Genomic DNA, 26,142 nt, shown 5'->3' on the forward strand with positions numbered 1-26,142 from the left:
TATTTAAAAATCCGACTGAATTTTTATTAGGTCTCTTGCTGAAATTCTATAAGAATTTACTATTTTGTAATTGACAATGAACAGCTTAAACAATTGATTACCGGAAATGCTTTTTGATATGGGCAAATAAGTGAAATAATTCTCGTTTAACTTAAAAATCGCTTTCTAAATAAGCATATTTAGGGTTATGGTTAGTTCTATTGGGTGAATTTCCCAGTATGGTAGTTTCATAATCAGTGGCTGTTTATAAAAACATAAGGTGTGCAAAAGTGTTATCAAAGAGATAAATAAATAGGTGTTGACCTTAATTTGATTCGTAAAACAATAAATCTTTTACTATGGATATTAACAAAAACCCGAAATCATCACAAGAGGAAAACAAATGCCCGCATCACGAAAAACAGGATGAAGGCGTAACCATTGCTGAAGGCAACGACAATACCTCTGCCAATGGTAGTTCGACCGGTAAATGCCCTGTGATGCATGGCGGAAATACTTCAGTTAACGCATCAGTTATGAGTTGGTGGCCCAACGCTCTTAATCTCGATATTTTACATCAACATGACAGTAAAACAAATCCTTTAGGTCAGGATTTTGATTATCAGGAGGAGCTTAAAAAATTAGATGTTGAGGCATTAAAAAAAGACATGCATGCGCTCATGACGGATAGTCAAGAGTGGTGGCCGGCAGATTGGGGCCATTACGGTGGTTTATTCATTCGAATGGCATGGCATTCCGCAGGATCTTACAGGATTTCTGACGGACGCGGGGGAGGTGGTGCAGGAAACCTACGTTTTGCACCATTAAATTCTTGGCCGGATAACGTTAGTTTAGACAAAGCAAAAAGATTATTATGGCCAATTAAGAAAAAATATGGCAATAAAGTCAGCTGGGCAGATTTAATTATTTTGGCCGGTACCATTGCCTATGAAAGTATGGGTTTAAAAACCTATGGATTTTCCTTTGGAAGGGAAGATATTTGGCATCCTGAAAAAGACACCTATTGGGGCGCAGAAAAAGAATGGTTGGCACCAAGTGATGAACGGTATGACAATGTGGAGAATCCATCCACCATGGAAAACCCATTGGCTGCAGTGCAGATGGGGTTAATTTATGTGAATCCGGAAGGAGTCAATGGTAAACAAGATCCTTTAAAAACGGCGGCGCATATTCGTGAAACTTTTGCCAGGATGGCCATGAATGATGAGGAGACTGCTGCTTTAACCGCCGGAGGGCATACAGTAGGTAAAACCCATGGGAATGGAGACGCAAGTATCTTAGGTCCGGCACCTGAAGCCGCGGATGTGGAAGAGCAAGGCTTAGGTTGGCACAATCCTACCAAATCCGGCAAAGGTAGGTATGCAGTAACAAGTGGGCTGGAAGGTGCATGGACAACCCACCCTACCAAATTTGACAATGGATTTTTTGAAATGTTGTTCAATCATGAATGGGAACCTCGCCAAAGTCCTGCAGGAGCTTGGCAGTGGGAACCGGTAAGCATCAAAGAGGAGGACAAACCGGTAGACGTTGAAGATCCTAGTATTCGCCTTAATCCAATGATGACCGATGCTGATATGGCGATGAAGGTGGACCCTATCTACAAAGAGATCTGCTTAAAATTTATGAATGATCATGAATATTTTTCAGAAACCTTTGCTCGCGCCTGGTTCAAATTAACCCACAGGGATATGGGACCAAAAGTTAGGTATTTTGGCCCGGATGTACCGGAGGAAGATTTAATTTGGCAAGACCCTGTTCCTGCAGGAAAAGCGGATTATGATGTGGCAGCTGTAAAGGATAAAATTGCCGAATCCGGTTTATCAATTGCAGAGATGGTATCAACTGCATGGGACAGTGCCCGCACCTATCGGGATTCTGATAAGCGGGGTGGAGCCAATGGGGCCAGAATACGTTTAGCCCCTCAAAAAGATTGGGAAGGCAATGAACCTGAGCGATTGGCCCATGTATTGTCTGTACTCGAGCCTATCGCTGCTGAATTTGGGATCAGTATAGCTGATACCATCGTACTTGCAGGTAACCTTGGTGTAGAGCAAGCCATCAAAGCGGCTGGTTTGGATATTGCCGTGCCATTTTCAACCGGTAGAGGAGATGCTACAGATGAGATGACAGACGCAGATTCATTTGCTCCACTAGAACCATTGGCAGATGGGTATAGAAACTACAGCAAAGAAGACTACGTAGTAAGTTCTGAAGAATTGATGCTAGATCGAACACAGCTAATGGGGCTAACTGCACCGGAAATGACGGTGCTTGTTGGTGGTATGCGTATGTTGGGTACCAATTATGGCAATACCAAACATGGTGTTTTCACCGACAATCCAGGTGTCTTGACCAACGATTTCTTCGTTAATCTAACAGATATGAACAACGAATGGAAACCAAAGAGTGAAGGACTGTATGACATTTGCGACCGTAAGACGGGCGAGGTAAAATGGACCGCTACCCGAATGGATCTGGTATTTGGTTCCAATTCTATTTTGCGTTCCTATGCCGAAGTATACGCCCAAGACGATAGCAAAGAAAAATTTGCAAATGATTTTGTAAAGGCTTGGACGAAGGTGATGGATGCGGATCGATTTGACTTAAAATAAAATTACTTTCAGTTTGACTAGTCCTGAATAGGCGTTACAGATTTTATGGATAAATTTAGATAGCATCGGGTTTCGACTCGGTGCTATTTTTTGTTTCTTTTGGACCGAACGCTGGAAACAAATTTTCTGATCTTTCTCCGGAAGAGTTGGTATCACAGCCATTGAAGGAATATTGCATCGCTCTGATATAAGTTTTATTATTTATTACCTGATAATTCATAACTTTGAATAATGCAACGGCACCCTTTTGAACATAAATTTAAACCCCATTAAAAAATATTGTAGGGCAAATAAAAATAGTCTTTTTTAAGCGTAGCATTTTTGTATTTTTAATTCTTCAAAAACAAATCCATTTATATGACGGATGTCTTGAAAAGAAACAATATCAATGTCTTTGGCCAGGGAAGCAAAGTGTTGTTTTTTGCTCATGGTTTCGGATGCGACCAGAATGCCTGGAAGTACATAGTTGGTTATTTCACCAAAAATTACAAAGTTGTTTTGTTTGATTTTATCGGAGCTGGGAAATCTGATTTAACGGCTTATGACCGTCAAAAATATTTATCACTAGATGGCTATGTAAATGATGTAATTGAGATTTTAGATGAATTAGCATTAAAAAATGCGATATTTATTGGTCACTCAGTAAGTTGTATGATTGGCGCATTAGCGTCAATAAAAAGACCAGATATTTTTGAAAAACTTGTTTTCATTGGCCCATCTCCGTGTTATTTGAGTACAGAAGATTACTCAGGAGGGTTTGATCAGGAAACGATTGACTCCTTAATGGAGGTAATGGAAGAGGATTATATCAGCTGGGCCAGATCAATAGCACCCAACATAATGAATCCGCAAAACGGGAAAAAACTTACTAGTGAATTATCTGATAGTTTTTGTTCAATTGATCCTGCAATTGGAAAGGACTTTGCCAGAGTAACTTTCTTGTCCGATAATAGAAAAGATCTACCTTTAATTCCGGTTGAAAGCCTGACCATACAATGTTCAGATGACATGATTGCACCTTTAGCCGTAGGGCAATACATCAATGCAAATACCCCTGATAACACCTTAATAGTTATTGAGGTAAAAGGTCATTGCCCACATATGAGCCATCCAGATGAAACAGCCAAAACTATCTTTTCCTTTTTGAAATAAAGGGGCTGCCATTGTTTAAAATGGGATATTTAGTATCTTCAGAAATAATTTTAAATGAATTTATATGGAGTCGGATAAAGATCAAGAGAATAAACAAAATAAACACCAACTAACTCCTGAACTCTATGATATCTATGCCCCACCTGTATATCGCAAAATATTAAATATAGTACACAAAGGCCCCATAGCAGGGAAAGTGCTTGAAAAGGTTTTTGTTTCAGCTTACTCAGATAATGATACTTTTCCTTTGCGAAGCCCTTTAATGTCATTGATAGATATAGCCAATGAAAAAAGTAGCAAAACAATGAAAGCCCTTACCATATTTAATGAATGCTGTTCAGGCACAAGTATAAGTCATGAGAACCAAGATAAAACTACCTGATTTCTATTGTTACGGCAGAATTCAATTTTAATATAAATACAGTCCCAAAAATTTAGCATATTGACTTTGGAAAGCTAACTCAGGAAGAAATTTTATCAGTATTGTTGCAGAAAAAAAAAAGCAACAATACCGCCAAAATCAGTGGTTTGGATTTCACTTTTTCAAGGATTAGAAACCCAAAGCTATTGACTAGGTTACTTTAATTTATAAGCTATAAATGGGATTCAGTCACTTATATGCTTCTTCCTATTTCAATTTTAAGCAGCCAACTTTTCTTCCGTTACCTTATCCATAACAATAGCTATTGCCCCGTCACCGGTCACATTGCAGGCGGTTCCAAAACTATCCATGGCAATGTATAAAGCGATCATTAAGCCAATCATCTCTTCGTTAAAGCCTAACATGGATTGAAGAATACCAACAGCGGCCATAATGGCTCCTCCGGGAACCCCGGGTGCAGCTATCATCGCAATACCCAAAACAAAAATAAATCCGGCAAAGAGTGTGAAACCAAAAGGCATTCCGTACAGAATCATTAAGGCCATGGCGCAAGCAGTGATTTTCATAATGCTACCGGAAAGGTGAATGGTGGCACATAGAGGGATAACAAAGCCTGCTATTTTCTCAGAAACCCCATTTTTCAGCGCTTGTTCTAAGGTTACCGGAATGGTAGCTGCGGAAGATTGGGTGCCCAATGCTGTGAAGTAGGCAGGTATCATTGTGATCAATAATTTAAAAGGGTTTTTCTTTGAAACCAAACCTGCAATGATGTATTGAAGCAATAAAAGCAAAACATGCAAGGCAAAAATCACCCCAATTATACTTATGAATACGGATAGAATTGAAAAGACTTGTCCGCTAAAGGACATTTTGGCAAAAATACCCAAAATGAAAAGCGGCAAGAGAGGGATGATTACATTTTCAATCAATTGCATGATGATTTTTTGAAAGTCTCTCACCATCAATTTTAGATTTGATTCTTCCTGGGTGGAAAGACCTATTCCAACCACAAAAGCAAAAACAAGGGCCGACATAACGTCGAGAATAGGAGGGATGCTAATACTAAAGTAAGGTGTTAATTCAGGTCCTTCTTCGGCAATTGGAGCAGCTCCATTAACATGCGATTCCAAGAGCATGGGGAATATCCCGGAAGTAGTAAGGTAGGTCATAAAACCCGAGAACAAGGTGCTACCATAAGCAATGGCAGCTGTCATTAACAATAATTTCCCTGCCCCTTTTCCTAAATCAGAAATGGCCGGCATAATTAAGCCCATAATGATCAGTGGAATGGTGAAATTCAGGAATTGTCCAAAAAAAGCATTGAATGTGGTGAAGATCCGATTGATGGATTCTGGTAAATACTGTCCGAAAAGAATGCCCAATACTATGGCTAGGAAAACTTTAAACAATAAGTTCGAAAATAGTTGTTTCATGATCTACGCTAATTATCCCAATAGGAAATGTCTGCCTTAAAATAAACTTTAGGATGGCTAATATACAGCCATTGTCCGGAAGGAGCATTTTTGAGCTGGTAAATTGACCTTAAAATACATCGTATAGGCTAAATTAAGGGTATAAGTTAGTTTATAATATTTTCTTTTTTGTTGCAAAAGGCATGGTAAAATATTATTTATACAAAATTTAATCGTTTATTTTAAAGATAATTAAACCTTTGCCTAAAATACTGGTCTTACCATAATCAACCTTAAATATAAAATGAATGAAAAGATTTTTTTTAACTTTCCTCTATTTGATTTGTCTTTCATGCAATAGTATTGAAGCACCCAAAGTTGAAAATAACAGTGGTATTTACAAGCCAAAGGGTTTGTATTCAAGTTCTTTTGGAAACGAAACAGCCTTGGATAATGCCCATGTCAATGGGGCTTTAATCCGTGTGAGATGGAATGATATTGAACCGGAGGAAGGGGTATTTGATTTTTTATTGATTGATCAATTTCTAGAGTTAATTAAGGAAAGAAATCTGGAATGGAGTTTAGGTATAATTGCTGGAGAAAGTAGCCCCGCTTGGTTGTTTGAGGATGAAAATGTTGGTTCATTTGAAATCACTGATTATTACAATAATGTAAAGAGTATACCAAAAATGTGGGATGCCCAAGTTAATGTTAAATTAAACCAATTGGCTTTGGCCTTGGCAGCTAAATATGGAAATGATGAAGACTTAGCCTTGGTCTATGCCCCTCAAATGACTGCTAATGGCATTGAAGGTCATTTTAATGGGGTGCCTGAAGCGGTACTTATCAATGCAGGGTTCACTGCTGAAAGATGGGTAAATTCCGTTAAAGAAGTAGCTGAAAATTTCGCAATGGCCTTTCCTGATAAAGCCATTGCCGTAGAAGTACATGACCTTATCAATGATAGCGCTATTCCAAACCAAATCATAACGGACTTATGGAATGACAGCTCATTGAACCAACGAGTTGGGGCTGCAATTTGGTGGATTTCCGGTAAGACTACATACCAACCCAATTTGTTGGACGCATTAACCGCTTTCCCGGGTGATATTTATGCCCAGGCCATTGGCAGGTCTGACCAAACGGAAAGGTTTAAAGATGATGATTACAGTACCATGTTTGCCCAAGCAAAAACAATGGGGGTAAGGTATATTGAACTTTGGGAATATGAATTTGTAAACAATACTTTTCCACAAGAATTTGCTGACTTTAATGCTTATGCCAATGTTACCTATAAATAAGAATGGCAAGGGATAAAACTTTAATTCCCTCTTTTTATGATGCAGTATTACTACTTTTTCTTGCAATTGGCTAACCTTGGCTCCCACCAATCGTGGTAAGTTTTGTCTAGTTTGCAGTAGTTAATGTTGAGATAGGAAAGGTAACTTTATTTATAAGTATACAGTATGACATAGAGCCTTTCTTCCGATAAAGTAAAAAGCTGCATAAAATGAAGACAATTACAAAGTTTTGGGCAATTATTATAGCATTCAATGCCTTATTTTCATGTGCCAACGAAGATCAGGGAAAGCTGGATTTGGGCCAAGCCAATATCTTAATTTCTCCACAGATCAATTCACCTATTCGGGAAACAGCCGAAGAGATCCTGGTCGAGGAAATTGAAAAACGTACTGCACTTCACCTGAAGGTAGCGGATAAGTGGGAAGGCAATACGACCATTGCCATAGCTTTGGAAAATGACATTGAATTATTTGGCAAGAAGCTTCCTTTGAAAAGCAATAGTGTTCCCGAAAACTTGAAGGCAGAAGGTTACCGTATTTACCATGAGAAAGAAGGTAACCGGAATACAATTTGGATTTTAGGGGCTGATACTAGAGGCATCTTATTTGGTGTAGGTAAGTTGCTGAGGATGGCGAATATGAAAGAAGGTGAAATCACTATTAAATCTGCCATAGATTTTTCTGAAGCCCCGGAATATCCTCTTCGAGGGCATCAGTTTGGTTTTCGAAATACTGCCAATTCTTGGGACGCCTGGACGGTGGAGCAATTTGATCAACATTTCAGAGAGCAGGTACTTTTCGGCGCCAATAGTTTCGAAAATATACCCTTTCAGAAGGTCAACTCTAGTCCGCACTTTAAGGTCAACCCCCAGCTTATGGAGATTGAACTCAGCAAAATATGTGAAAAGTACGATGCGGAATATTGGGTTTGGACTCCTGCCCCGCATGACCTGACCATCCACAATGCACATCAGGAAGGGCTTGCAGAACAGGAAGCATTTTATGCCAAATGTCCAAGGTTAGATGGTGTCTTTGTCCCGGGAGGGGACCCGGGAGAAAACCATCCTGCTCAGTTGATTCCCTATTTAAATGATTTGTCAGCTATTTTGAAGGAGTATCATCCCGAGGCCGGGATTTGGGTATCCTTGCAAGGCTTTAATAAGGAAAAAGTTGAATATTTCTTTGATTATCTGGAACAGAATAATCCTGATTGGCTCAAAGGATTGGTTTATGGCCCTAGTAGTCCTCCAATTGATTTGGAGAGAAAATTACTGCCAAAAAAATACCTGCACCGATTTTATCCGGACATAACGCATACGGTAAGGTGTCAATATCCGGTAGACAACTGGGACCAGGCTTTTGCTTTGACATTGGGCAGGGAGCCATGCAATCCTCAGCCCTTTATGTATACTGACTTGTTTCATAGAGATAGCCAATTTACCGATGGTTTTATCACTTATTCAGATGGTACCCATGATGATGTCAATAAAGTATTATGGAGCCAGCTGGGTGTCAATCCTCAAAAAGATCCCAAAGAAATTATCATGGAGTACAGTCGGTTTTTCTTTGGACCAGAAGTCGCGGAGGAAGCTACTGATGGGATATTTGCTTTAGAAAAAAATTGGGAAGGTCCAATAAAGAACAATGATTCAATTAAAATAACCTTGGCATTATGGACAAGTTTGGAAGAGAATAACCCCCAATTGTCCGATAACTGGAGATGGCAGCAATTGGTAATGAGGGCTTATTATGATGCATATATTCAGGATAGGCTGGCCTTTGAAAAAGGACTGGAAGCTGAAGCGAATGAAATACTGGCTCAAGCAAAAAAAATAGGAGCAGAAGAGGCCATGAAAAATGCACTTCAGCATTTAAACAAAGCAACAACCGATATGGTTTCACAAGACCTAAAGGAAAAAGTATTTGAATATGCCGATAAACTTTTTCGATCCATAGGTGCACAGTTAAGCGTAGAAAAGTACCAGGCACGAAATGCTGAAAGAGGAGCGATTCTAGACTTTATTGATTACCCATTGAACAATAGGTGGTGGTTGGAAGACGAATTTGACAAAATAAGGGAATTGGGCACTGAAAAAGAAAAGTTGGCAAGGCTGGATTTTATTAGGACCTATGACTCTCCGGGAGAAGGTAGTTTTTATGACAATATTTCAAGTGCCGATGCCGAGCATGTTACTTCCAAAACCGATGATGCCATAGACTTCTTATGGGAAAATGATGGGCTAAGCCGAAAGCGCCTTTCTACTCAGCTGTTTCAATTTACACCAACTTTGGAGTACCATGACTTAGATCCTAATGCCAGTTACCTAATCAGGGTTTCCGGATTTGGTGAAGCATTGTTAAGAGCAAATGACCAACGTTTGGTGCCGACTAAATATGAAAAGGGATTTGAGGAGTTTAAAGAGTTTCCACTTCCAAAAGATTTAATCAAAGATGGAACATTAAAGCTAAGCTTTGACAAGCCGGATGAAGAACACCTAAACTGGAGGAAGCAATCCAGGGTAACGGATGTTTGGCTGATCAAAGAATAAGTATGAATAAAGAAGGACATCTCCACCCCGAAAAAGAGCTTTATCCTTTAAAAGGGATTGTTACTGTGCTCAATACGCCCTTTACTAAACATGATAAAATTGATTTTGAATCATTAAAAAGAAATGTTAACGAGGCGCTAAAGGCTGGTGTCGCCGGCTTTTTGGTGCCTGCGATGGCAGCAGAAGTATATAAATTAACAGCCACTGAGCGACAAAAGATGTTGGCTTTGGTGTTAGAAACAGTGGAGGATAGGGTACCTGTGATTGGCGGGGCAGGAGAACAGGATTTGAGCAAAAGTAAAACCCTACTGAAATCATATTTAGCCTTAGGTTGTAGAAATGTTTTGTTCCAAATTCCTTTTGTTGACAAACAGAAGTTTCAAAAGCACTTTATGGAGTTGGCCGATTTATCTCCGGAGATGATTATGTTACAAGATTGGGATGCTACCGGTGCTGGCTTGCCGGACGAATTGATCTGTGAGTTATTTGATGAGGTACCTACTTTTCGTTGTTTAAAAATAGAAACGGTGCCTGCCGGGCCCAAATATTCACGCATTCTGAAGCTGACTCAAGGGAAATTAAATGTGAGCGGAGGCTGGGCTGTATCTCAAATGATGGATGGGCTTCACCGGGGTGTACATGCCTTTATGCCTACCGGAATGCATTGGATTTACACAAAAATATACCGCCACTTTGAAATGGGGGAAACCAAGGAAGCTGAAGCCTTATTCAAAACAATATTGCCAGTATTGAATTTCTCTAATCAGAGTTTAGATCTTTCAATCCATTTTTTTAAGCGCTTATTGTACCGGCAAGGCATCTATACACAGCCTACGGTACGGTTTCCAATTGCACCATTTGATGGAGAACAACAAAAGCAGGCAGACCTCCTAATTGATCATATCCTATGGACTGAGAATAATTTGAAATTAGAGAAAGGCTAGGTTGAGATCGGTAACTGTTTTTATGAATAATTTTGCAGGCTTGGCTGGATCCTCTCATTTTATCTAAAAGCCATAAAAATTGAGTTTGGGTATTATTAGATAAAAATATCAGGGTAAATTTGTATTTACATTTTTGGCTGCTTTTTTACGGCCAAATAATCTTGCCAACATTGAAAAACGAAAGATGCAAATTTGTAGGCCTAAGTCGACCCATTACTTTATAGCTGAAACTTCCTTTTGCTAACTTACTAATCCCGGTTTTTGTAGATGAAAAAGATAACCATTGTAGGTGGAGGTGCTGCAGCACTACTATTTGCTGCGCATATTGACACAACCAAATATAAGGTAACCTTGTGTGAGCAAAAAAAGACCTTAGGTAGGAAGTTTTTGGTGGCCGGGGAAGGAGGATTAAATTTAACTTACGAGACCAATTTGGCATCCCTCATTAAACCTTATGAGCCAAGTGAATTTATGGCGCCTATTTTGAGCCGGTTTACCAATAAAGACCTGATTTTATGGCTAAAAAATCTTGGCGTACCTACCTTTGTAGGATCAAGCAACCGGGTTTTTCCTGAAAGGGGAATAAAACCCATTGAAGTGCTCAATAAAATCACATCCTATATTGCTGATAAAGACATTCAATTCAGGCTGAATACCAATTGGTTGGGTTGGGATAAAGAGGGGTGTCTACGATTTGATAAGGACCTAAAAATTGATACCGATATTGTAGTTTTCGCATTGGGAGGGGCAAGCTGGAAAGTGACAGGTTCTGATGGCGCCTGGAAAGAGAAATTTGAAGAAAAAGGAATAAATGTTCAGCCGCTGAGGGCTGCCAATTGTGCCTTTGAAGTAGCTTGGGGCAAGGAGTTTATTGGAGCACATGAAGGAAAACCTCTAAAAAATATTGCCTTGACCTTTGGAAAACAAGAGGTTAAGGGAGAATTGAGTATTTCAAGATTTGGTTTGGAGGGCAATGCTATCTATGCCTTAAGCAGAGAAATTCAAATGTCTTTTTTGTTTAAAAGGGAGGTTATTGTCCATTTGGATTTAAAGCCCGGCTTAACAATCGCTCAGTTGAAAGCGAAATACAATGGGTCCAGACAAGCTAAAGTAACAAGTATTTTAAGTAAAGAACTGAATTTAGACCGTACTTCCATTAGTTTGTTAAAACAGTTTTGTGACAAAAACACATTTTCAAATCCCGATTTACTTCTTCAAACGATCAAAGCAGTGCCTATAAAGCTCAAGTCCGCAGGACCGTTGGATGAAGCTATTTCAACCATGGGCGGTATTGCTTTGGATGAGGTTGATTCGAATTTTCAAATTAAAAAAATGCTCAATTCTTACGCCATTGGAGAGATGCTGGACTGGTATGCACCCACCGGAGGGTATTTGCTTCAGGGTTGTTTCAGTATGGGCTTTGCACTGGCGGATTTCTTAAATGGCTTGAATGGGGAGGGATAATACCGAAGTAATTGCTAAACCGAATCATTTTTCCGGATAGGATGAATTAATTTCCTGTATTTGGTAGTCCTAAGTTTCCAATTCCCATATTTACCATTTATAGCTAAGGATTAACCTTTTTAGTGCCAAGGCTTGTAGCGACCTTTGATTGAGAAAGTAAATCAGGTGTATGTTTGCACCATTTCAGGATGAAAACTAAAAATAATATCATGAAAATAGCAGTTACATCAGCCAGTGGGAAATTAGGAGCTTCTATAGTCAATCAATTGACAAAAGAAGTCGGTGAAAACCAGGTTAAAGGTATTGCGCGAACTCCTGAAAAGGCCAATCACCTAGGTGTTGAGATCAGGAAAGGAGATTATAATAGCCGAAATCAATTCAATGAAGCCTTGAAAGGAATTGATACCTTGTTATTGGTTTCAGGTATGGATCATCCTGAAAAGAGAATCCAGCAGCATAGAAATGTGATTGAAGCAGCAAAGCAAAATGGAGTTAAAAAAATTGTTTATACCAGTATCATAGGGGACGAAGAAAACACGGCATTTAGCCCAATCGTTAAAAGCAACAGGCAGACGGAGAAAGATGTACAAGGCTCAGGTCTGCTTTGGGCGATCGGAAGAAATGGGATTTACATCGAACCGGATATTGAATACATAGACCACTACATTGAAGATGGTGAAATCAGAAATTGTGCAGGAGAGGGGAAGTGTACTTATACAAGCAGGGATGAATTAGCTATGGCCTATACCCAAATGTTATTGAAGGATGAACACAATGGGCACATTTATAATCTAGGTGGAAAACCCATCACCCAACAAGAGTTAGCAGCTATTATCAATGAAGTGTATGGAACTCAACTGTCTTACCATCAGGTATCTGTAGAAGATTACCGGAAAGAAAGAACAGCAGCCCTAGGAGATTTTATAGGAACGGTAATTGCCGGTATTTATGAAGGTATAAAGCGAGGAGTCAATGATGTGCCTTCTGATTTTGAGAAGGCAACCGGAAGACCCCACCAGGCCCCATTGGAAATGGTTAAAGCTGTAAAGGATAGGATGACAAAAGGATTATAAATTTACCCAATCTTAAACGCTGCTTTTTTGCATTAATAGAAAAGGAATAAAGTACGGGTAAATGGTAGAATAAAGCGTAGGGATTAATAGTGAAACAATGGGTATAATTGAGAATATAATTAAAAAAGTGGTGCTTCTGGAAGCATTGATAGTGGAGAAAACCAAATTGTCAGAAGCAGTCTACAAGATTCGCTTAAAATCAGATACCTTCACTAAGGTAGATTTTGTTCCGGGATATTTTTTACGTGTAGGGATTGGAATTGGCAAAGAAGGCCTTTCCATGAAAGACAAAATAAGAAGCTATAGTGTTTGGGATCTTAACAAACAGCAAGGTTTTTTGGATTTGGCCATCGCTACCCACAGCAAGGGTATAGGAGCTCAGTGGGTAGAAAAAAGCCAACCGGGTGATCAAGTCTATTTTAAATGGAAAAAGGGAAAATTTCTAGTTGACCATTCCGCGGATAGTTACCTTATGATAGGAGATTTATCTGCCTTGTCACATTTGTACGTCATTCAGAGAAACCTTGAGAAGGGGAAGCAAGTCGATGGTATTATTTATAGTTCTAACGAAAAGGAAATGTTTGCTGATACAGACCACACCAATCCATTTGGTTTCTATGAAATGCCTTTAAACCCTCAAGAAGAAGTTTTGAAACTGGTAAAAGAAAAGGTGGGAAAGATGCAAGGGAAGCAGATGGTTTATATCGCCGGAGACAGTAGGATTTGTATTCAGTTAAATAAATATTTTAGAAAAGAGTTAGGTTGGGACAGCAATCAAGTAAAGACCAAGCCATTTTGGAATCCGGAGAAAAAAGGTCTTGAATAATAGTTATCTCATAGAATTCTTTGAGGCTTTTATTTATATTTAAAAGGAAAGGTTGGGAAAATCTGTAGGTTCCGCCTTTGTCTTGATGTATTATGAGCCAATTTTCGCTACACGGTTTTCTTCAAAATTTCCTTTCAATAGTATCATCGACAATTTCGAAAAATAGTATCATTATTTAAAATAAAAGTAATAGTGTCTCTAATAGTCCTTTGGTATATTTGATCAAGCAAATACCGATATGACTATAAAAATGAGAGAAAGCCTAGTGCTTAAGAAATTAAGGGACGGAGAAAAAGTCTGTTCTTTTAAAGTAAACTTGGCAGATGCCCGCGTTGTTGAAATTGCCGCACAGGCAGGGTTTGATTGTTTGTGGCTGGATCAGGAGCACATTGGGCAGGATTGGTCCATTTTGGCTGCCCAAATTTGGGCAGCCAAATCTCAGGGCAAAGATACTTTAGTGAGAGTGCCAAGAGGAAGTTACAGTGATTATGTAAAACCCTTGGAACTCGATGCCAGTGGAATCATGGTACCTCATATCATGAGTTTGGAAGATGCCAAGAAGGTAATAGAGATGACGCGTTTTCATCCCATAGGAAAGCGAGCCATTGATGGAGGAAATGCGGATGGGGCCTACGCCGCCGGAGATTTTAAAGCCTACCTAAGAGATGCTAACCAACAGCGTTTCGTAATTTTTCAAATAGAAGATCCTGAACCATTAGAAAATTTGGAGGAAATCGCCAAATTAGATGGTTTTGACATGTTGTTTTTTGGTCCCGGAGATTTTAGCCAGGCCATTGGAGCTCCCGGCGATATGGATCACCCAAAAATTCAAGAAGCCAGACAAAAGGTGGTAGAAGTGGCAAGGAAATATGGCAAGTTTGCCGGTACCACAGGCCCTATAACCAAGGTAGCTGAATACCAGGACATGGGATATCAGTTTATAAGCATAGGTGCAGATGTTTTGACGCTCACGAAGTATTGTGCTGACCTGGTAGCTGGTTTTGGAAATACAGCTGAGAAGGTGGACAATGAAAAAGGGTATTACGGCGCCAAAAAATGAAGCGTAGTCTATTAGGAAATACCGGAATAGAAGTCTCTCAAATCGCTTTCGGGGGTGTGGAAATCGGTTTGCCTTATGGCCCCGGTGTTCATTCTGAGAAGGACATGTTGCAAGAAAATGAGGCAATAGCTCTTTTGCTTCAGGCTTTAGATAAAGGAGTCAACTTTTTCGATACCGCCAGAATGTATGGTAAAAGTGAGGAATTGATAGGCAAAGCTTTTCGGCAAAGGCGGGAGGAAGTTGTGATCTGCACAAAATGCCAACATTTGAAAAATCCTTCCGGCGAATTACCTGATGACAAAACCCTGGCGCACATAATAAGAGGCTCACTTGAAGAGAGTTTAGCAGCCTTAAGTATGGATTATGTGGATGTATTGATGTTACACCAAGCGGATTTAAGCATTTTGAAGAATGAGGCAGTCTGCCGAACCTTTGAGGATTTGAAAAAGGAAGGGCTAACCAAAGCCATAGGTGCCTCTACTTATTCTGTGGAGGAATCAGAAACAGCTATCAATTCAGGCTTATGGGAAGTCATTCAATTGCCATATAACTTATTGGATCAGCGACAAGAGGAGATTTTTGATTTGGGAGCTGAAAAAGGCGTCGGTATGGTGGTTCGTTCTGTTTTGATGAGAGGGATGCTAAGTGAACGTGGTAAAAACCTAAAAGCACCTTTGGCTGCTATAGAACATCATATTTCGCAATATGCAAGCTTGGCAGCGGAAGAGGGCATGACATTACCCGAATATGCTACCCGCTATGTACTAGACCAAGAGAAAGTTTCATCGGTATTGGTGGGGATTGATAAACCTGTTTATTTGGAAAAGGCCCTCGAAACTGCCGACCTGCCCACCTTAAATCAAAAGCTACTCGCCGGGGCCATACCTTTTCCGGAACCGGAATTTATCAATATTCCCTATTGGGACAGGATGGGTTGGCTTTAATTTCAAGTATAAGGGAAGATAAGATTATGAATTTGCTTTTAAACTAACCAAAAGAAAATGCTAAAAATAGGAATGATAGGAATGAGTCCGGGAAATGCCCACCCTTATTCCTGGTCTTCAATCATCAATGGATCTTTTGATGGCGATATAATCAATGAGATTGGTTACCCTGCAGTATCAGATTATTTACAAGCCAATGAGGATACCCTCGGCATTCCCGGAGCCAAGGTAAGTCATGTGTGGAGTCAAGATCTTGAGATTAGCAAAAGCATTGCTAAAAATGCGGGGATTTCCCATGTAGTGGAAAATTTGGAAGACATGATTGGAGCGGTGGATGCCGTTATTCTCGGAAGGGATGATCCTGAGAGTCATGTGGAGATGGCCAAGCCTTTTTTAGAAGCAAATGTGCCGATTTTTATAGACAAACCTTTGGTTTATTCTAGGGAAGACCTAACCTATTTTTCCGAACAGCATAAATTAGGAAAAGTGTTTATGTCCTGTTCTTCCATGCGCTATTCGCAAGAATGTAGAACAGTCAGAACGGGAATAAAATCACTTGGAGACATTCGTTTGGTAACTGCAGTAGGTAAAAAGGATTGGAAAAAATATGGGGTACACCTTCTGGAGGCACTTTTTAGTACTTTAGGTGATCCTAGACCGGTAAAGGTCCAGCATATAGGGGAAGCAGATGAAGACATTGTAATGGTTACTTTCGAGAATGGAGTCAAAGCAACGGTACATTTGTTCAAGGATATTTGTGGCACATTTCAACTTAGCTTTTTTGGGGAAAATGGCTGGAAGATGGCTGATATACAGAATTCTTACTCCATGTTTAGGGACAATCTAATTGTATTTATAGAAGCATTAAAAGGGGAGAAACCCTATTTAGAGTTTTCTAAAACCGCTGCGATTATGGAAGTGGTCATTGGTGCCAAGGAAAGTTTTGAAAATGGGGGTGTAGTAGTTAACATAGCAGAAAATGAACGTTAAAGAATTATTGAGCTTAAAAGGAAAAGTCATTGTAGTCACCGGTGGTTCCGGCCAATATGGTAAATGCCTGGTAGAAGGTTTGGCTGAAGCTGGGGGAACTGTAATAACTACTTCTAGAGATATTGCTTCAGCGGAAAAAACAGCTGCTACTTTTAAAGCCAAAGGGCTGGATGTTTTTGCGATGGAAGTGGACCAAGGGGATAGCACCTCAGTAGTAAAGTTTACACAGCAACTGAAGGAAAAATTTGGCGAACTTCATGTGTTTGTAAACAATGCTGTGTCAAGGCCTATGAAGGGTTACAATCGACCTCTTGAAGAATTTGATGAATCAATGCGTGTAAATGCAACCGGAATGTGGGATTTGCTAAAGGCCATGACAGACTTGATTATCGCTAGTGGAGGTGGATCTGTGATTAATATTAGTTCCATGATGGGCATGAAAGGTCCGGATCTCTCCAATTATGAAGGTACCAGCATGGGAGACTTGCCTCCTGATTATTTTTTCCACAACGCAGGGTTAATTAACCTTAGTCGCTTTATGGCTAAAATGAATGCTGGTAAAAATATCCGATTCAATTGTATTTCCCCGGGTGGATTGTTCAACAATCAACCAGCGCAATTTGTAGCCAATTACAATAAAAAAGTGCCTATGGGAAGAATGGCCAATACTGATGATATCAAAGGTTTGGCAGTCTTATTGGCTTCTGAAGCCGGAGCTTATATCAATGGCGAGAATATTTTAATGGATGGAGGACTTAATGCCTGATTCAAAATCTGCAAATTTTGCTGCTTCTCCGTTTTCTCTGGAAGGGAAAACAATTTGGGTTGTAGGAGGAGCAGGTTATTTGGGTCAAGCCGTGGTTCAATTACTTTGTAAGGAAGGGGCCAGGGTTTTGTGCATTGACCGTGAGGACAGGTCTTTTGATTTTGCGAAAAAAACCAAATTGGGTAGTCTTTTGATTCCATCTCAATTTGATCTTTCGGATACTCAAGCCATTGCCAACTTTGTAAATGAAAATAATGAGAAATACGGATGTCCTGATGGTTTGGTAAACCTTGCCTATGCGGCCAGTGGGAAGTCCTTAGAGAAGATAGAGCCGCAGGATTTTGACCAAGTAATCCACACTGAGCTTACCGCAACTTTTATTTTGGCAAGAGCCGTAGGGCAATTAATGGAGACCGAGGAATCGGGCAGCATAGTATTATTTGGAAGCATGTACGGAATGGGTTCACCTGACCAAAATATATATGAACCTCCCCTTATGACCAACCCTATTGAATACGGGGTAGGTAAAGCAGGAATCATTCAGATGGCGCGGTACCTAGGTATGCATTTTGGATCTAAGAATATACGGTGTAACAGTATTTCACCGGGCCCATTCCCGAATGATAAAGTACAAAAAGCGCATCCGGATTTTATCAAATCCTTAGAAAAAAAGACCTTTTTAGGCAGGGTAGGTGTGGCCAATGAAGTGGCCGGATCTGTAGGGTTTTTACTCTCCAATGCTTCTACTTATATTACGGGGCATAACTTGGTGGTAGACGGTGGATGGACTGCATGGTAATATTAGATTTTAATCAATTAAAAAATATAGATAATGAAAAAGATAGTACACCCTAAAAGAGATTTAAGTTTTGACACCGGCGCTTATTCTGACGCCATTTTGGTAGATGGGTTTTTGTTCGTTTCCGGGCAGGCATCAGTAGATTTTGAAACTTCTGAATTTAAGTTGGGAACCATCGAGGAGGAGACCCAGAGAACCTTAGAAAATATACAGGCAATTATTGAAGCCGCCGGAGGAACCATGGACAATGTGGTAAAATGTACAGTACATTTGTCAGATATCTCAGAGTTTGACCGGTACAATAAGGTTTATGCCAGCTTTTTCAAAAATACCAAACCTGCGCGGATTACCGTTCAATCTGTTTTGGCTGAAAATCTTAAAGTAGAAATCGATTGTACTGCTAAAATACCTGATTCAAAATGAGTAAAAGGCTGATTCTAGATGCGCATTTGGATTTGTCCATGAATGCCATTGAGTGGAACAGGGACTTAAGTAAACCGCTTTCAGACATTCGAAAGGCTGAAATGCATATGCCAGACAAGCCTGATAGAGGTAGAGGAACGGTCTGTTTGCCGGAATTAAGAAAAGGAAAAATCGGCATTGTGGTGGCAACCCAATTGGCCAGGTATTCCCCTCTTGATTCTGCACTTGCCGGATGGAATTCACCTCAACAAGCTTGGGCCATGACTCAAGCTCAATTGGCTTGGTACAGGGAAATGGAAGCACTAGGTGAAATGAAACAGATCTTGACAAAAGAGGATCTGGATCAGATGCTTGCACTTTGGGAAGATAGCAATATACCTGATGAGGAAAAAGCAATTGGTTATATTCTAAACCTTGAAGGGGGAGATTCGTTGGTAAACCCTTCCTATTTAGACAGGGCTTACGATTATGGACTTCGGGCATTGGGATTGTCTCATTTCGGTCCGGGACGATACGCGCCGGGGACCAAATCAGAAGGGACCATCACTGAATTAGGCAAGGAGCTGCTCAGGAAAATGGAGCAATACCAAATGATTTTAGACTTTACCCACCTTACGGATCAAGGTTTTGATCAAGCTTTGGATTTATATGGAGGTCCCATTTGGGCCAGTCATCATAATGTTCGGAAAATTGTGCCCAATCAGAGACAGTTAACTGATGAGCAAATTAAAAAATTGGTAAAGCGAGGAGCAATTATTGGTGGTATGTTAGACTGCTGGGCCATGGATATCCGTTTTATCGATACCATTTCAGACCCTTGGCAATTGGATATCAAATTGGAGCATTTGGTAGATCATTGGGACCATATTTGTCAATTGGTGGGAGACAGTGAACATATTGGAATTGGTAGTGATTTGGATGGCATCTTTGGTACGGAACAATCTCCCTGGGACCTTAATTCCATAGCAGATCTCCAGAAATATGAGGAGATTCTGGATAGGAGGGGGTATTCTGATAAGGATATTGATAATATTTTCCATGGTAATTTTCTTCGCTTTTTAAGAAAAGCACTGCCCTCCGGTTAAAATTTCACAATAATAAATACTTCTTATCCATGTCAAATGTTTTTCAAGCTGGTGCGGCCATTGTCGAAACCACACCTCCCTTAGGGACCATTATAAACGGTGATTTTGTTACCCATTACGCCCAAAAGATACATGACCCTTTACATGCCAAAGCACTGGTAATGAAAAATGAGGACAGCTGCTTGGCCATAGTGATTGTTGACATATGTGTGTTGGGAAAGGAGCTTTTGGATAAAACCAAAGCTATCATTGAGGAAAAATTTGGAATACCTCCCGGGCAGGTTTTGATTTCGGCTACACATACCCATGCTTCCGGTGCTGTGGAGGATGTGCACATGGTGCCAGCAGACATGGCCTATAGGAAACGACTACCTGGTCTGATAACAACGGCTGTAGGGAAGGCTTTGAGCCAGGTAAAACCGGCTCAGTTGGCCTTTGGCGCTATCGATGTTCCGGAATATGTGATGTGTCGCAGGTACTGGATGGGAGATAGTTATTCCCCAATTAACCCGGTAACAGGAAAAGCCGATACAATCAAAACCAATCCATTTGGAGTGGAAGACCAAATCATAAAACCACTCAATATTCCGGATCCTGAATTGAGTTTTTTAGCTATCAAAGGCCTAGACGGGGAATGGATCTCCATTTTGGGCAATTACTCCCTTCATTATGTTGGGGATTGGCAAAACGGAACCATTTCAGCGGATTATTTTGGTATGTTTTCCAATGCATTGAAAGAAAAATTAGGGGCAGGAGATGCTTTTGTGGGGATGATGAGCAATGGTACGAGTGGGGATATAAATATCTGGGATTTCAGTGGGAGAGTTAAATTTCCTGAAGGAGAGTTAGCCAAAAGTAGAAAAATAGGAGGTGAGTTGGCCGAAAAGGTTTTGGAAATGGTTCAAAGTCTTAGGTGGGATAAATCGCCCCAACTCAAAAGCAGTTTTAGCTTGTTAAAGGCTGAGAGAAGGATGCCTAGTTTAGAAGAATTGGAAAAATCAAAGGCCATCTTGGCTTCCGGAGGTTTGGAAGAATTGAAGCCTAATACTGAAGGTTGGGAAAAACTGTATGCCAGAGAGCAAATGTTGCTGAATGAATTTCCTGAAGATGCTTCTTGTCCGGTACAGGTTTTACATATAGGGGAAGGGAAAATTGGTGCTTTACCCGGAGAGTTTTTTGCGGAAACCGGGCTTAAAATTAAAGAAGGACTTGATTTTCCCTATTTCACAATTAGCCTGGCCAATGAAAATGTAGGCTATGTTCCACCCGCACATGAGATAGAGAAAGGAGGCTATGAAACCTGGAGGTGTAGGATCAGTAACCTTTCTACAGGTTCGGAGAAATTGTTTAGAAAAAAACTACTTGAGCTTATTCACGAGGATAAAAATCCTTAATTTTGATTTCAGTTAATAAGCAATAGTGGAAAAAGAAAAGTGGTTGGAAAATTTACAAGGCAAGGTACCTGAAAAGGCCTTGTCTTATTGCTTTTCCCTATGGGAGGAGGAACCTTTTATCTTTGAAATCACCAAATCAAGAAGGTCAAAACTGGGCGATTTTCGCTATAGAAAGGATAAAAGTATTCAGAAAATCACCATCAATAATGACCTGAATCAATACCAATTTTTGATTACTTTTATTCATGAGGTAGCTCATCACCGTGTTTTCAGCCGATACAAGGAAAGAATTGGGAAAGGAATATTGCCTCATGGGATCGAATGGAAGCAAAGTTTTAAGTGGTTGATGGCGCCAATGTTACATGAGGGGGTGTTTCCCAATGATATATTGATCCCCCTAAGGCTGTACATGAATAACCCTAAAGCTTCCACCGGTGCGGATTTATTTTTGATGAAGGAATTAAGAAAGTACGATAAAAACACCTTTATCAAAGAAGAACCGCTTTTAGGAGACCTTGCCATAAATACTCACTTTTTATTAAGAAAAAGGCAATTTAAGAAGTTGCGTACACAAAGAACCAGGGTGTTGTGCCAAGAATTGGCTACAGGTCGAAATTACCTTATTTCCGGACATGCCGTAGTCAAGGAAATAGACAATCCTGAAGATCTACCTTTCTGATAGGCAGACTTATCAACTAAATTTGGTTATCCGAACTTACTTATTAATCCCAAAAAATGTCACATACAGCAATGCTTGACCAAATTATTCGTTTCCGGAAATTTTATTTCGGGCATTGACACCTAATGCTCTAAGCTTTTCTGCCTGTGATATTAAATTGCCTTTGCCGGTTTTGAGTTGTTTAATAGCGGTTGCATAACTCTCTTGGGACCTGTCCAGATGCTTTCCAATGTCTTCCAGACTGTGTAGAAAATTGGCAAGTTTGTCATAAACTTTGCCTCCTCTGTCAGCGATTTCAATGGCGTTTTTGGATTGATCATCCCTTATCCATAGGTCTTTGATCATTTTTAGCGCAGCAATTAAATTGCTACTACTAATCAGTAGCACTCGTTTTTTATAGGCATATTCCCATAGTTTAGGGTCAGCCTGAAGGGCCACGATATAAGCTGCTTCAAGCGGAATAAACATGATGACAAAATCCAGGGCTTTAGCGTAGGCCTCGTACTGCTTGGCAGACAATTGGTCGATATGGGTTTTTATCGCTTTTACATGAAGTTCAAGCGCAGATTTTTGTTCTGCATCTCCCAGAGCATTGCTGTATTTTTCGTAGGCAATTAACGAGATCTTACTGTCAATGATTACCTTTTTGTCATCCGGATAATGAATGATTACATCCGGTTGCATTTTTTTACCATCAGGGCCAAGAAGGGCATGACCATTTTCGTCTTTCAGAAAGCCCTGAATACTGTAATGTCTGTCTTTTTCTAAACCGGAATTTTGTAATATGGTTTCCAAGATTGCTTCTCCCCAATTTCCCCTAATTTTGGCATTGCCTTTTAAGGCATTGGTTAAGTTTTTGGCTTCCTGACTGATTTGCTGGTTTAGTTCTGCGAGTTCTTTGACTTTTTTTTCCAGTGAAAACCTTTCTCTGGATTCCATGGCGTAAGCCTCCTGTACTTGCTTCTTAAAGGCGTTCAATTCTTTCCCTAGGGGCTGGAGAAAGTTTTCTATATTTTCCTGATTTTGACTAGTGAATTTCTTGGATTTTTCCTCTAAAATTTTGTTGGCCAGTAATTCAAATTCTTGTTGAAATTGACCACGCATTTTTTCTATTTCCTGCTTTTGAAAAATTAATTTCTCACGCATAAACTGAAGCTCACTTTCCAGTTTTCCTTTATCTATAGCGAGTTGGTAATTCTCTTTTTCTAAGGAATTGGAAAGTATGGAAAGTTGCTCATTTTCTTTTTGAGACGTTCCATATTTGCTCGACTGATACTGGTACTTTTCGCTAAGCCTTTCTTTTTCCAGGCTAAGGTCTCCCAGGCTTTCTTTCAATTGGTCGCGTTTTTTGTAGGACTTGATCAACAAAGTAGCCAGCAAGGCAATTATGCCGGACATCAATACCAAAAGCACAACCAATTCTATTGCCATTTGATCCGGAATTAGGGAGTTTATTGTTTTCTTTGTCGAATAGCTTCGTAAATCACTATTCCTGTGGCAACAGAAACATTTAAACTTTCTATTTGGCCATGAACAGGAACTTTAACGAATTCATCACACAAGCCCATAAGTTCATCTGAAACGCCATCTTCTTCAGATCCCATAACCAATACTGTAGGAGTAGTAAGGTCTGCCTGGTACATCATTCGGTCTGTTTTTTCGGTCACACCCACCACTTTCAAACCTGATTTCTTAAGGTCCTTAAGGGTATAATATAGGTTTCTTACCCTACTTACCGGTAGAAAATTTAAAGCTCCAGCAGATGTTTTAACCGCATCCGAATTGATTTGCGCACTACCTTTTTCCGGAATAATAATTCCATGAACACCCGCAACTTCTGCTGTCCTGGCAATGGCTCCAAAATTACGTACATCCGTGACCCTGTCAAGCATCAAAATAAGTGGTGCTTCCCCTTTAGTATAAGTGCTGTCCACTACATTTTCCCATGAAGCATAGGCTATGGATGATATATAAGCGATGACACCTTGGTGGTTTTTTCTGGTTATCCGATTGAGTTTACTTTCGGGAACCTTGGTTACCGGTAGCTTTTTCTCCTTGGTTAGTGCAAGTAATTCTTTTAAAAGATCTCCTTTAAGTTCTTTGTTTACCAGTATTTTGTCTATTTCTCTGTCTGCATTCAAAGCCTCCATGATGGACCTGATGCCAAAGATAAAATCCTTTTGGTCTTCGCTTTTGTTGATTAAAAAACCATCCTTCCGTTTCTCCATGCTGTGATAGTTTTGAACCATACAGGCTGATAGGCTCTGGATCGGTTCAATGTATAATATTGTGGGGTTAAAATATTCTTTACACGTGCAAAGGTAAAGGTTATTTTTGAATTTGAATCCTTAGACAAGTAAACCCAAGTTTCTTTGTCTAAATTAAAGTATACTTCTTGTGGAGGCCCCATAATTATATAGACCATGCCACGGTCTGTTGCCCAACCTTCTTTAAAATCAGTGAATAAAATATTGGCAAATTCCACTTGCCGGAAATACTCTTTGATCAATTTTTTAGCTGCCTCTTCATCTCGTGTCATCCGGATCCAATATTCATCTAGGGCTATTTTTTTGTTTTCTGCAGCCAATAAAGCCTCGTGCTCTTTTCGGGTAGAAATATAAGCAACCATTTGGATCATTTCTTCCCAAGTTGACACTTTTGGGAATGCTTTTCCGGCCGTTTTGATCAGTAACCCACTAGCGGTGGTGGTGTCTTTTTGTATAAAGTAATAGCCTGATTTGTCAAAGGATACAGGTACATTCAATAAGAAATCCCCTTCATTGATTACTTTGGTTTCCTTGGCTATTTCAGGAACCTTGGTTTCCATAGGTGGAAGGGGGATAGGGAAATCTTGTGGGTAAAAATACCTATATAAGCTTACTCCTTGGTTACTTTTGAAGAGTAAGGATTCTTCCGCATTTAAAAAATTTTGGTCAAAGGGTATGTCATTGCCAAAGTAGGCGCCGAAAGAAGGTTGATCTACCACAAAAGGACTAATTAAATCTGCATGGTAAACATATTCATCCTCTTGTCTGGTGTCTATTGCCCGAAAAATAACATAGGCCTGGTCTCTGGAACTTGGGATTTCTACAGTTTCTTCAAAATAAAAATGGCCGGTAGTATTTTTTTTAAGCAGGTCTTGATCCAAGGCAATTACCTGATCATCCTCAATTCTCTGATCAAAGCTATGGACAATGGTGTAAGAGAATAAGTAATCGTCAAAATTCGGATCCTCTTCGATTTTCTCAACCAGCATTTGTAATTTAAAAGTTCTTTCTGCGGTTTTAATTGGAATTACTTTCAAAGAAATTCTTGAATACCTGGAATACCTTAAACTCTGGTTAATACTTTGCAGATTTTTTTGTGCAAAAGAAGGAAGAGAAAGGAGGATTAAAATAAATAATAACCCAATATTTCGTTTCATATACAATGACTTTATTTTTTCCATAGTTGGTTTTAAAAATTAACCTTAATTTTGTTGAAAATAATAAAATTTTAGATGGCTACCTATACAACGGAAATTACTTCCGATAAGTTAATCAGTGACAATCCTATTCATCAACGTCTTTTTAAAGCATACATTGTTGCTAAAAGTTTCGTTTCCGGCAATTTGTTGGAGATTGGCTGTGGCGAAGGCAGAGGGGTACAGGCCCTAGGCCCATTGGTAAATCATTACCACGGCCTAGACAAGATAGGGGAAATCTTGGACAGGCTAAAGGATAAATACCCGGAATTTACCTTCGAGCAAGCAATTATTCCTCCATTGGCCGGCGTGGAGGATAATTCCTTTGATTCAGTTGTGAGTTTTCAGGTGATTGAACATATTGATGATGACAGGCAATACCTGGAAGAAATTTATCGTGTATTAAAACCGGGAGGAATGGCTTTGATCTCCACCCCAAATATTAGGTTTTCATTGTCTAGGAATCCTTGGCATATAAGAGAATATACACCTTCTCAACTTCAAAAATTATGTGAATCAATTTTTGATAAAGTGGAAACAAAAGGGATTGGCGGGAATGCCAAAGTTTGGGATTATTACGAAGCGAATAAGGTTTCAGTAAATAAAATTACGCGTTGGGATATTTTAAACCTACAATACAGGTTACCTGCCGGATTGCTGAAAATCCCCTATGAGATCCTAAATAGAATCAATAGAAATAAGCTACATAAACATCAAGGAGCGGCTGTAGAACAATTGCATCATGAAGATTACTTGTTGGTAGAAAACCCTGAGGAGGCCTTAGATCTGTACTATATTCTACACAAAAAATAATCGGCTGCTTA

The 26,142-nt window shown here is 39.7% G+C and carries 23 protein-coding genes; 19 read left to right on the top strand and 4 right to left on the bottom strand.

All coding sequences use genetic code 11. The features are described 5' to 3' along the window. Nucleotides 1-338 precede the first annotated feature (338 nt). From katG to ACYVHJ_RS20220, 3 genes are all read left to right on the top strand, one after another. The gene (gene katG, locus ACYVHJ_RS20210) at nucleotides 339-2,612 is read left to right on the top strand and encodes a catalase/peroxidase (RefSeq protein WP_460518515.1); all 2,274 of its coding nucleotides are present in this window, start codon (nucleotides 339-341) and stop codon (nucleotides 2,610-2,612) included. Nucleotides 2,613-2,981: 369 nt separating this feature from the next. Then, nucleotides 2,982-3,764 (top strand): alpha/beta fold hydrolase, encoded by a 783-nt coding sequence (locus ACYVHJ_RS20215; protein ID WP_460518518.1) that lies wholly within the window; start codon nucleotides 2,982-2,984, stop codon nucleotides 3,762-3,764. A 64-nt stretch (nucleotides 3,765-3,828) separates the two neighbouring features. Then, a complete protein-coding gene (locus ACYVHJ_RS20220) occupies nucleotides 3,829-4,146 on the top strand; it encodes a hypothetical protein (protein WP_460518521.1) in 318 nt (105 codons plus the stop codon). Nucleotides 4,147-4,403: 257 nt separating this feature from the next. On the opposite strand, the gene ACYVHJ_RS20225 is transcribed toward ACYVHJ_RS20220, so the two are convergent. Next, nucleotides 4,404-5,579: a dicarboxylate/amino acid:cation symporter gene (locus ACYVHJ_RS20225; RefSeq protein WP_460518524.1), complete on the bottom strand. Its 1,176-nt coding sequence runs from the start codon at nucleotides 5,577-5,579 to the stop codon at nucleotides 4,404-4,406. Between the two features lie 287 nt (nucleotides 5,580-5,866). On the opposite strand from ACYVHJ_RS20225, the gene ACYVHJ_RS20230 reads away from it, so the two are divergent. The 15 genes from ACYVHJ_RS20230 to ACYVHJ_RS20300 all read left to right on the top strand — a co-directional run bounded on the left by ACYVHJ_RS20230 (nucleotide 5,867) and on the right by ACYVHJ_RS20300 (nucleotide 21,855). Then, complete coding sequence (locus ACYVHJ_RS20230) at nucleotides 5,867-6,859, top strand: beta-galactosidase (protein WP_460518527.1); 993 nt, start codon at nucleotides 5,867-5,869, stop codon at nucleotides 6,857-6,859. Nucleotides 6,860-7,068: 209 nt separating this feature from the next. Then, nucleotides 7,069-9,408, top strand: coding sequence for a hypothetical protein (locus tag ACYVHJ_RS20235; RefSeq protein WP_460518530.1), 2,340 nt, complete (start codon nucleotides 7,069-7,071; stop codon nucleotides 9,406-9,408). 2 nt (nucleotides 9,409-9,410) lie between these two features. Further along, nucleotides 9,411-10,352: a dihydrodipicolinate synthase family protein gene (locus ACYVHJ_RS20240; RefSeq protein ID WP_460518533.1), complete on the top strand. Its 942-nt coding sequence runs from the start codon at nucleotides 9,411-9,413 to the stop codon at nucleotides 10,350-10,352. Between the two features lie 267 nt (nucleotides 10,353-10,619). Continuing rightward, on the top strand, nucleotides 10,620-11,816 hold the full coding sequence (locus ACYVHJ_RS20245; RefSeq protein WP_460518536.1) for a BaiN/RdsA family NAD(P)/FAD-dependent oxidoreductase: 1,197 nt from the start codon (nucleotides 10,620-10,622) through the stop codon (nucleotides 11,814-11,816). Nucleotides 11,817-12,025: 209 nt separating this feature from the next. Beyond that, nucleotides 12,026-12,889 (top strand): SDR family oxidoreductase, encoded by an 864-nt coding sequence (locus ACYVHJ_RS20250; protein ID WP_460518539.1) that lies wholly within the window; start codon nucleotides 12,026-12,028, stop codon nucleotides 12,887-12,889. Nucleotides 12,890-12,986: 97 nt separating this feature from the next. Further along, entirely contained in the window at nucleotides 12,987-13,715 is a 729-nt protein-coding gene (locus tag ACYVHJ_RS20255; protein WP_460518542.1) for an SIP domain-containing protein, read from the top strand. 250 nt (nucleotides 13,716-13,965) lie between these two features. Further along, the gene (locus ACYVHJ_RS20260) at nucleotides 13,966-14,775 is read left to right on the top strand and encodes an HpcH/HpaI aldolase family protein (protein WP_460518545.1); all 810 of its coding nucleotides are present in this window, start codon (nucleotides 13,966-13,968) and stop codon (nucleotides 14,773-14,775) included. Then, the gene (locus tag ACYVHJ_RS20265) at nucleotides 14,772-15,719 is read left to right on the top strand and encodes an aldo/keto reductase (protein ID WP_460518548.1); all 948 of its coding nucleotides are present in this window, start codon (nucleotides 14,772-14,774) and stop codon (nucleotides 15,717-15,719) included. Before ACYVHJ_RS20260 ends, ACYVHJ_RS20265 begins: the two co-directional genes overlap by 4 nt. Before the next feature lie 57 nt (nucleotides 15,720-15,776). Further along, nucleotides 15,777-16,709 carry a Gfo/Idh/MocA family protein gene (locus ACYVHJ_RS20270; protein ID WP_460518551.1) on the top strand — a complete coding sequence of 311 codons (933 nt, stop codon included), beginning with the start codon at nucleotides 15,777-15,779 and terminating at the stop codon, nucleotides 16,707-16,709. Further along, nucleotides 16,699-17,475 carry a Rossmann-fold NAD(P)-binding domain-containing protein gene (locus ACYVHJ_RS20275; protein WP_460518554.1) on the top strand — a complete coding sequence of 259 codons (777 nt, stop codon included), beginning with the start codon at nucleotides 16,699-16,701 and terminating at the stop codon, nucleotides 17,473-17,475. Before ACYVHJ_RS20270 ends, ACYVHJ_RS20275 begins: the two co-directional genes overlap by 11 nt. Continuing rightward, entirely contained in the window at nucleotides 17,468-18,274 is an 807-nt protein-coding gene (locus tag ACYVHJ_RS20280; protein WP_460518557.1) for an SDR family oxidoreductase, read from the top strand. The genes ACYVHJ_RS20275 and ACYVHJ_RS20280 overlap by 8 nt, the downstream gene beginning before the upstream one ends. Nucleotides 18,275-18,307: 33 nt before the next feature. Beyond that, nucleotides 18,308-18,697, top strand: coding sequence for a RidA family protein (locus ACYVHJ_RS20285; protein WP_460518560.1), 390 nt, complete (start codon nucleotides 18,308-18,310; stop codon nucleotides 18,695-18,697). Beyond that, nucleotides 18,694-19,782 (top strand): dipeptidase, encoded by a 1,089-nt coding sequence (locus ACYVHJ_RS20290; protein ID WP_460518563.1) that lies wholly within the window; start codon nucleotides 18,694-18,696, stop codon nucleotides 19,780-19,782. Before ACYVHJ_RS20285 ends, ACYVHJ_RS20290 begins: the two co-directional genes overlap by 4 nt. Before the next feature lie 29 nt (nucleotides 19,783-19,811). Then, nucleotides 19,812-21,176: a hypothetical protein gene (locus tag ACYVHJ_RS20295; RefSeq protein ID WP_460518566.1), complete on the top strand. Its 1,365-nt coding sequence runs from the start codon at nucleotides 19,812-19,814 to the stop codon at nucleotides 21,174-21,176. Nucleotides 21,177-21,201: 25 nt separating this feature from the next. Continuing rightward, nucleotides 21,202-21,855: a transcription elongation protein SprT gene (locus ACYVHJ_RS20300; protein ID WP_460518569.1), complete on the top strand. Its 654-nt coding sequence runs from the start codon at nucleotides 21,202-21,204 to the stop codon at nucleotides 21,853-21,855. Between the two features lie 84 nt (nucleotides 21,856-21,939). Here ACYVHJ_RS20300 and ACYVHJ_RS20305 read toward each other — a convergent pair whose 3' ends face one another. Genes ACYVHJ_RS20305 through ACYVHJ_RS20315 form a run of 3 tightly spaced genes read right to left on the bottom strand, consistent with a single transcriptional unit; the run spans nucleotide 21,940 to nucleotide 25,279 of the window. Then, the gene (locus tag ACYVHJ_RS20305; protein ID WP_460518572.1) at nucleotides 21,940-23,286 is read right to left on the bottom strand and encodes a DNA recombination protein RmuC; all 1,347 of its coding nucleotides are present in this window, start codon (nucleotides 23,284-23,286) and stop codon (nucleotides 21,940-21,942) included. A gap of 20 nt (nucleotides 23,287-23,306) precedes the next feature. Then, the gene (gene rlmB / locus ACYVHJ_RS20310) at nucleotides 23,307-24,083 is read right to left on the bottom strand and encodes a 23S rRNA (guanosine(2251)-2'-O)-methyltransferase RlmB (RefSeq protein ID WP_014018113.1); all 777 of its coding nucleotides are present in this window, start codon (nucleotides 24,081-24,083) and stop codon (nucleotides 23,307-23,309) included. Continuing rightward, the gene (locus ACYVHJ_RS20315; RefSeq protein WP_339904358.1) at nucleotides 24,056-25,279 is read right to left on the bottom strand and encodes a GWxTD domain-containing protein; all 1,224 of its coding nucleotides are present in this window, start codon (nucleotides 25,277-25,279) and stop codon (nucleotides 24,056-24,058) included. Before ACYVHJ_RS20315 ends, rlmB begins: the two co-directional genes overlap by 28 nt. 75 nt (nucleotides 25,280-25,354) lie before the next feature. Between ACYVHJ_RS20315 and ACYVHJ_RS20320 the strand changes: the two genes are divergently transcribed. Then, nucleotides 25,355-26,131: a class I SAM-dependent methyltransferase gene (locus ACYVHJ_RS20320; protein WP_460518576.1), complete on the top strand. Its 777-nt coding sequence runs from the start codon at nucleotides 25,355-25,357 to the stop codon at nucleotides 26,129-26,131. The last annotated feature ends 11 nt before the right edge of the window (nucleotides 26,132-26,142 follow it).

This window comes from Cyclobacterium sediminis, assembly GCF_054781075.1.

What these genes read in the sequence shown, in the direction of transcription:
- katG (WP_460518515.1), top strand. Translation starts at nt 339, where the DNA reads ATGGATATTAACAAAAACCCGAAATCATCACAAGAGGAAAACAAATGC.
- ACYVHJ_RS20220 (WP_460518521.1), top strand. Translation starts at nt 3,829, where the DNA reads ATGGAGTCGGATAAAGATCAAGAGAATAAACAAAATAAACACCAACTA.
- ACYVHJ_RS20225 (WP_460518524.1), bottom strand. Translation starts at nt 5,579, where the DNA reads ATGAAACAACTATTTTCGAACTTATTGTTTAAAGTTTTCCTAGCCATA.
- ACYVHJ_RS20230 (WP_460518527.1), top strand. Translation starts at nt 5,867, where the DNA reads ATGAAAAGATTTTTTTTAACTTTCCTCTATTTGATTTGTCTTTCATGC.
- ACYVHJ_RS20235 (WP_460518530.1), top strand. Translation starts at nt 7,069, where the DNA reads ATGAAGACAATTACAAAGTTTTGGGCAATTATTATAGCATTCAATGCC.
- ACYVHJ_RS20240 (WP_460518533.1), top strand. Translation starts at nt 9,411, where the DNA reads ATGAATAAAGAAGGACATCTCCACCCCGAAAAAGAGCTTTATCCTTTA.
- ACYVHJ_RS20245 (WP_460518536.1), top strand. Translation starts at nt 10,620, where the DNA reads ATGAAAAAGATAACCATTGTAGGTGGAGGTGCTGCAGCACTACTATTT.
- ACYVHJ_RS20250 (WP_460518539.1), top strand. Translation starts at nt 12,026, where the DNA reads ATGAAAATAGCAGTTACATCAGCCAGTGGGAAATTAGGAGCTTCTATA.
- ACYVHJ_RS20255 (WP_460518542.1), top strand. Translation starts at nt 12,987, where the DNA reads ATGGGTATAATTGAGAATATAATTAAAAAAGTGGTGCTTCTGGAAGCA.
- ACYVHJ_RS20260 (WP_460518545.1), top strand. Translation starts at nt 13,966, where the DNA reads ATGAGAGAAAGCCTAGTGCTTAAGAAATTAAGGGACGGAGAAAAAGTC.
- ACYVHJ_RS20265 (WP_460518548.1), top strand. Translation starts at nt 14,772, where the DNA reads ATGAAGCGTAGTCTATTAGGAAATACCGGAATAGAAGTCTCTCAAATC.
- ACYVHJ_RS20270 (WP_460518551.1), top strand. Translation starts at nt 15,777, where the DNA reads ATGCTAAAAATAGGAATGATAGGAATGAGTCCGGGAAATGCCCACCCT.
- ACYVHJ_RS20275 (WP_460518554.1), top strand. Translation starts at nt 16,699, where the DNA reads ATGAACGTTAAAGAATTATTGAGCTTAAAAGGAAAAGTCATTGTAGTC.
- ACYVHJ_RS20280 (WP_460518557.1), top strand. Translation starts at nt 17,468, where the DNA reads ATGCCTGATTCAAAATCTGCAAATTTTGCTGCTTCTCCGTTTTCTCTG.
- ACYVHJ_RS20285 (WP_460518560.1), top strand. Translation starts at nt 18,308, where the DNA reads ATGAAAAAGATAGTACACCCTAAAAGAGATTTAAGTTTTGACACCGGC.
- ACYVHJ_RS20290 (WP_460518563.1), top strand. Translation starts at nt 18,694, where the DNA reads ATGAGTAAAAGGCTGATTCTAGATGCGCATTTGGATTTGTCCATGAAT.
- ACYVHJ_RS20295 (WP_460518566.1), top strand. Translation starts at nt 19,812, where the DNA reads ATGTCAAATGTTTTTCAAGCTGGTGCGGCCATTGTCGAAACCACACCT.
- ACYVHJ_RS20305 (WP_460518572.1), bottom strand. Translation starts at nt 23,286, where the DNA reads ATGGCAATAGAATTGGTTGTGCTTTTGGTATTGATGTCCGGCATAATT.
- rlmB (WP_014018113.1), bottom strand. Translation starts at nt 24,083, where the DNA reads ATGGAGAAACGGAAGGATGGTTTTTTAATCAACAAAAGCGAAGACCAA.
- ACYVHJ_RS20315 (WP_339904358.1), bottom strand. Translation starts at nt 25,279, where the DNA reads ATGAAACGAAATATTGGGTTATTATTTATTTTAATCCTCCTTTCTCTT.
- ACYVHJ_RS20320 (WP_460518576.1), top strand. Translation starts at nt 25,355, where the DNA reads ATGGCTACCTATACAACGGAAATTACTTCCGATAAGTTAATCAGTGAC.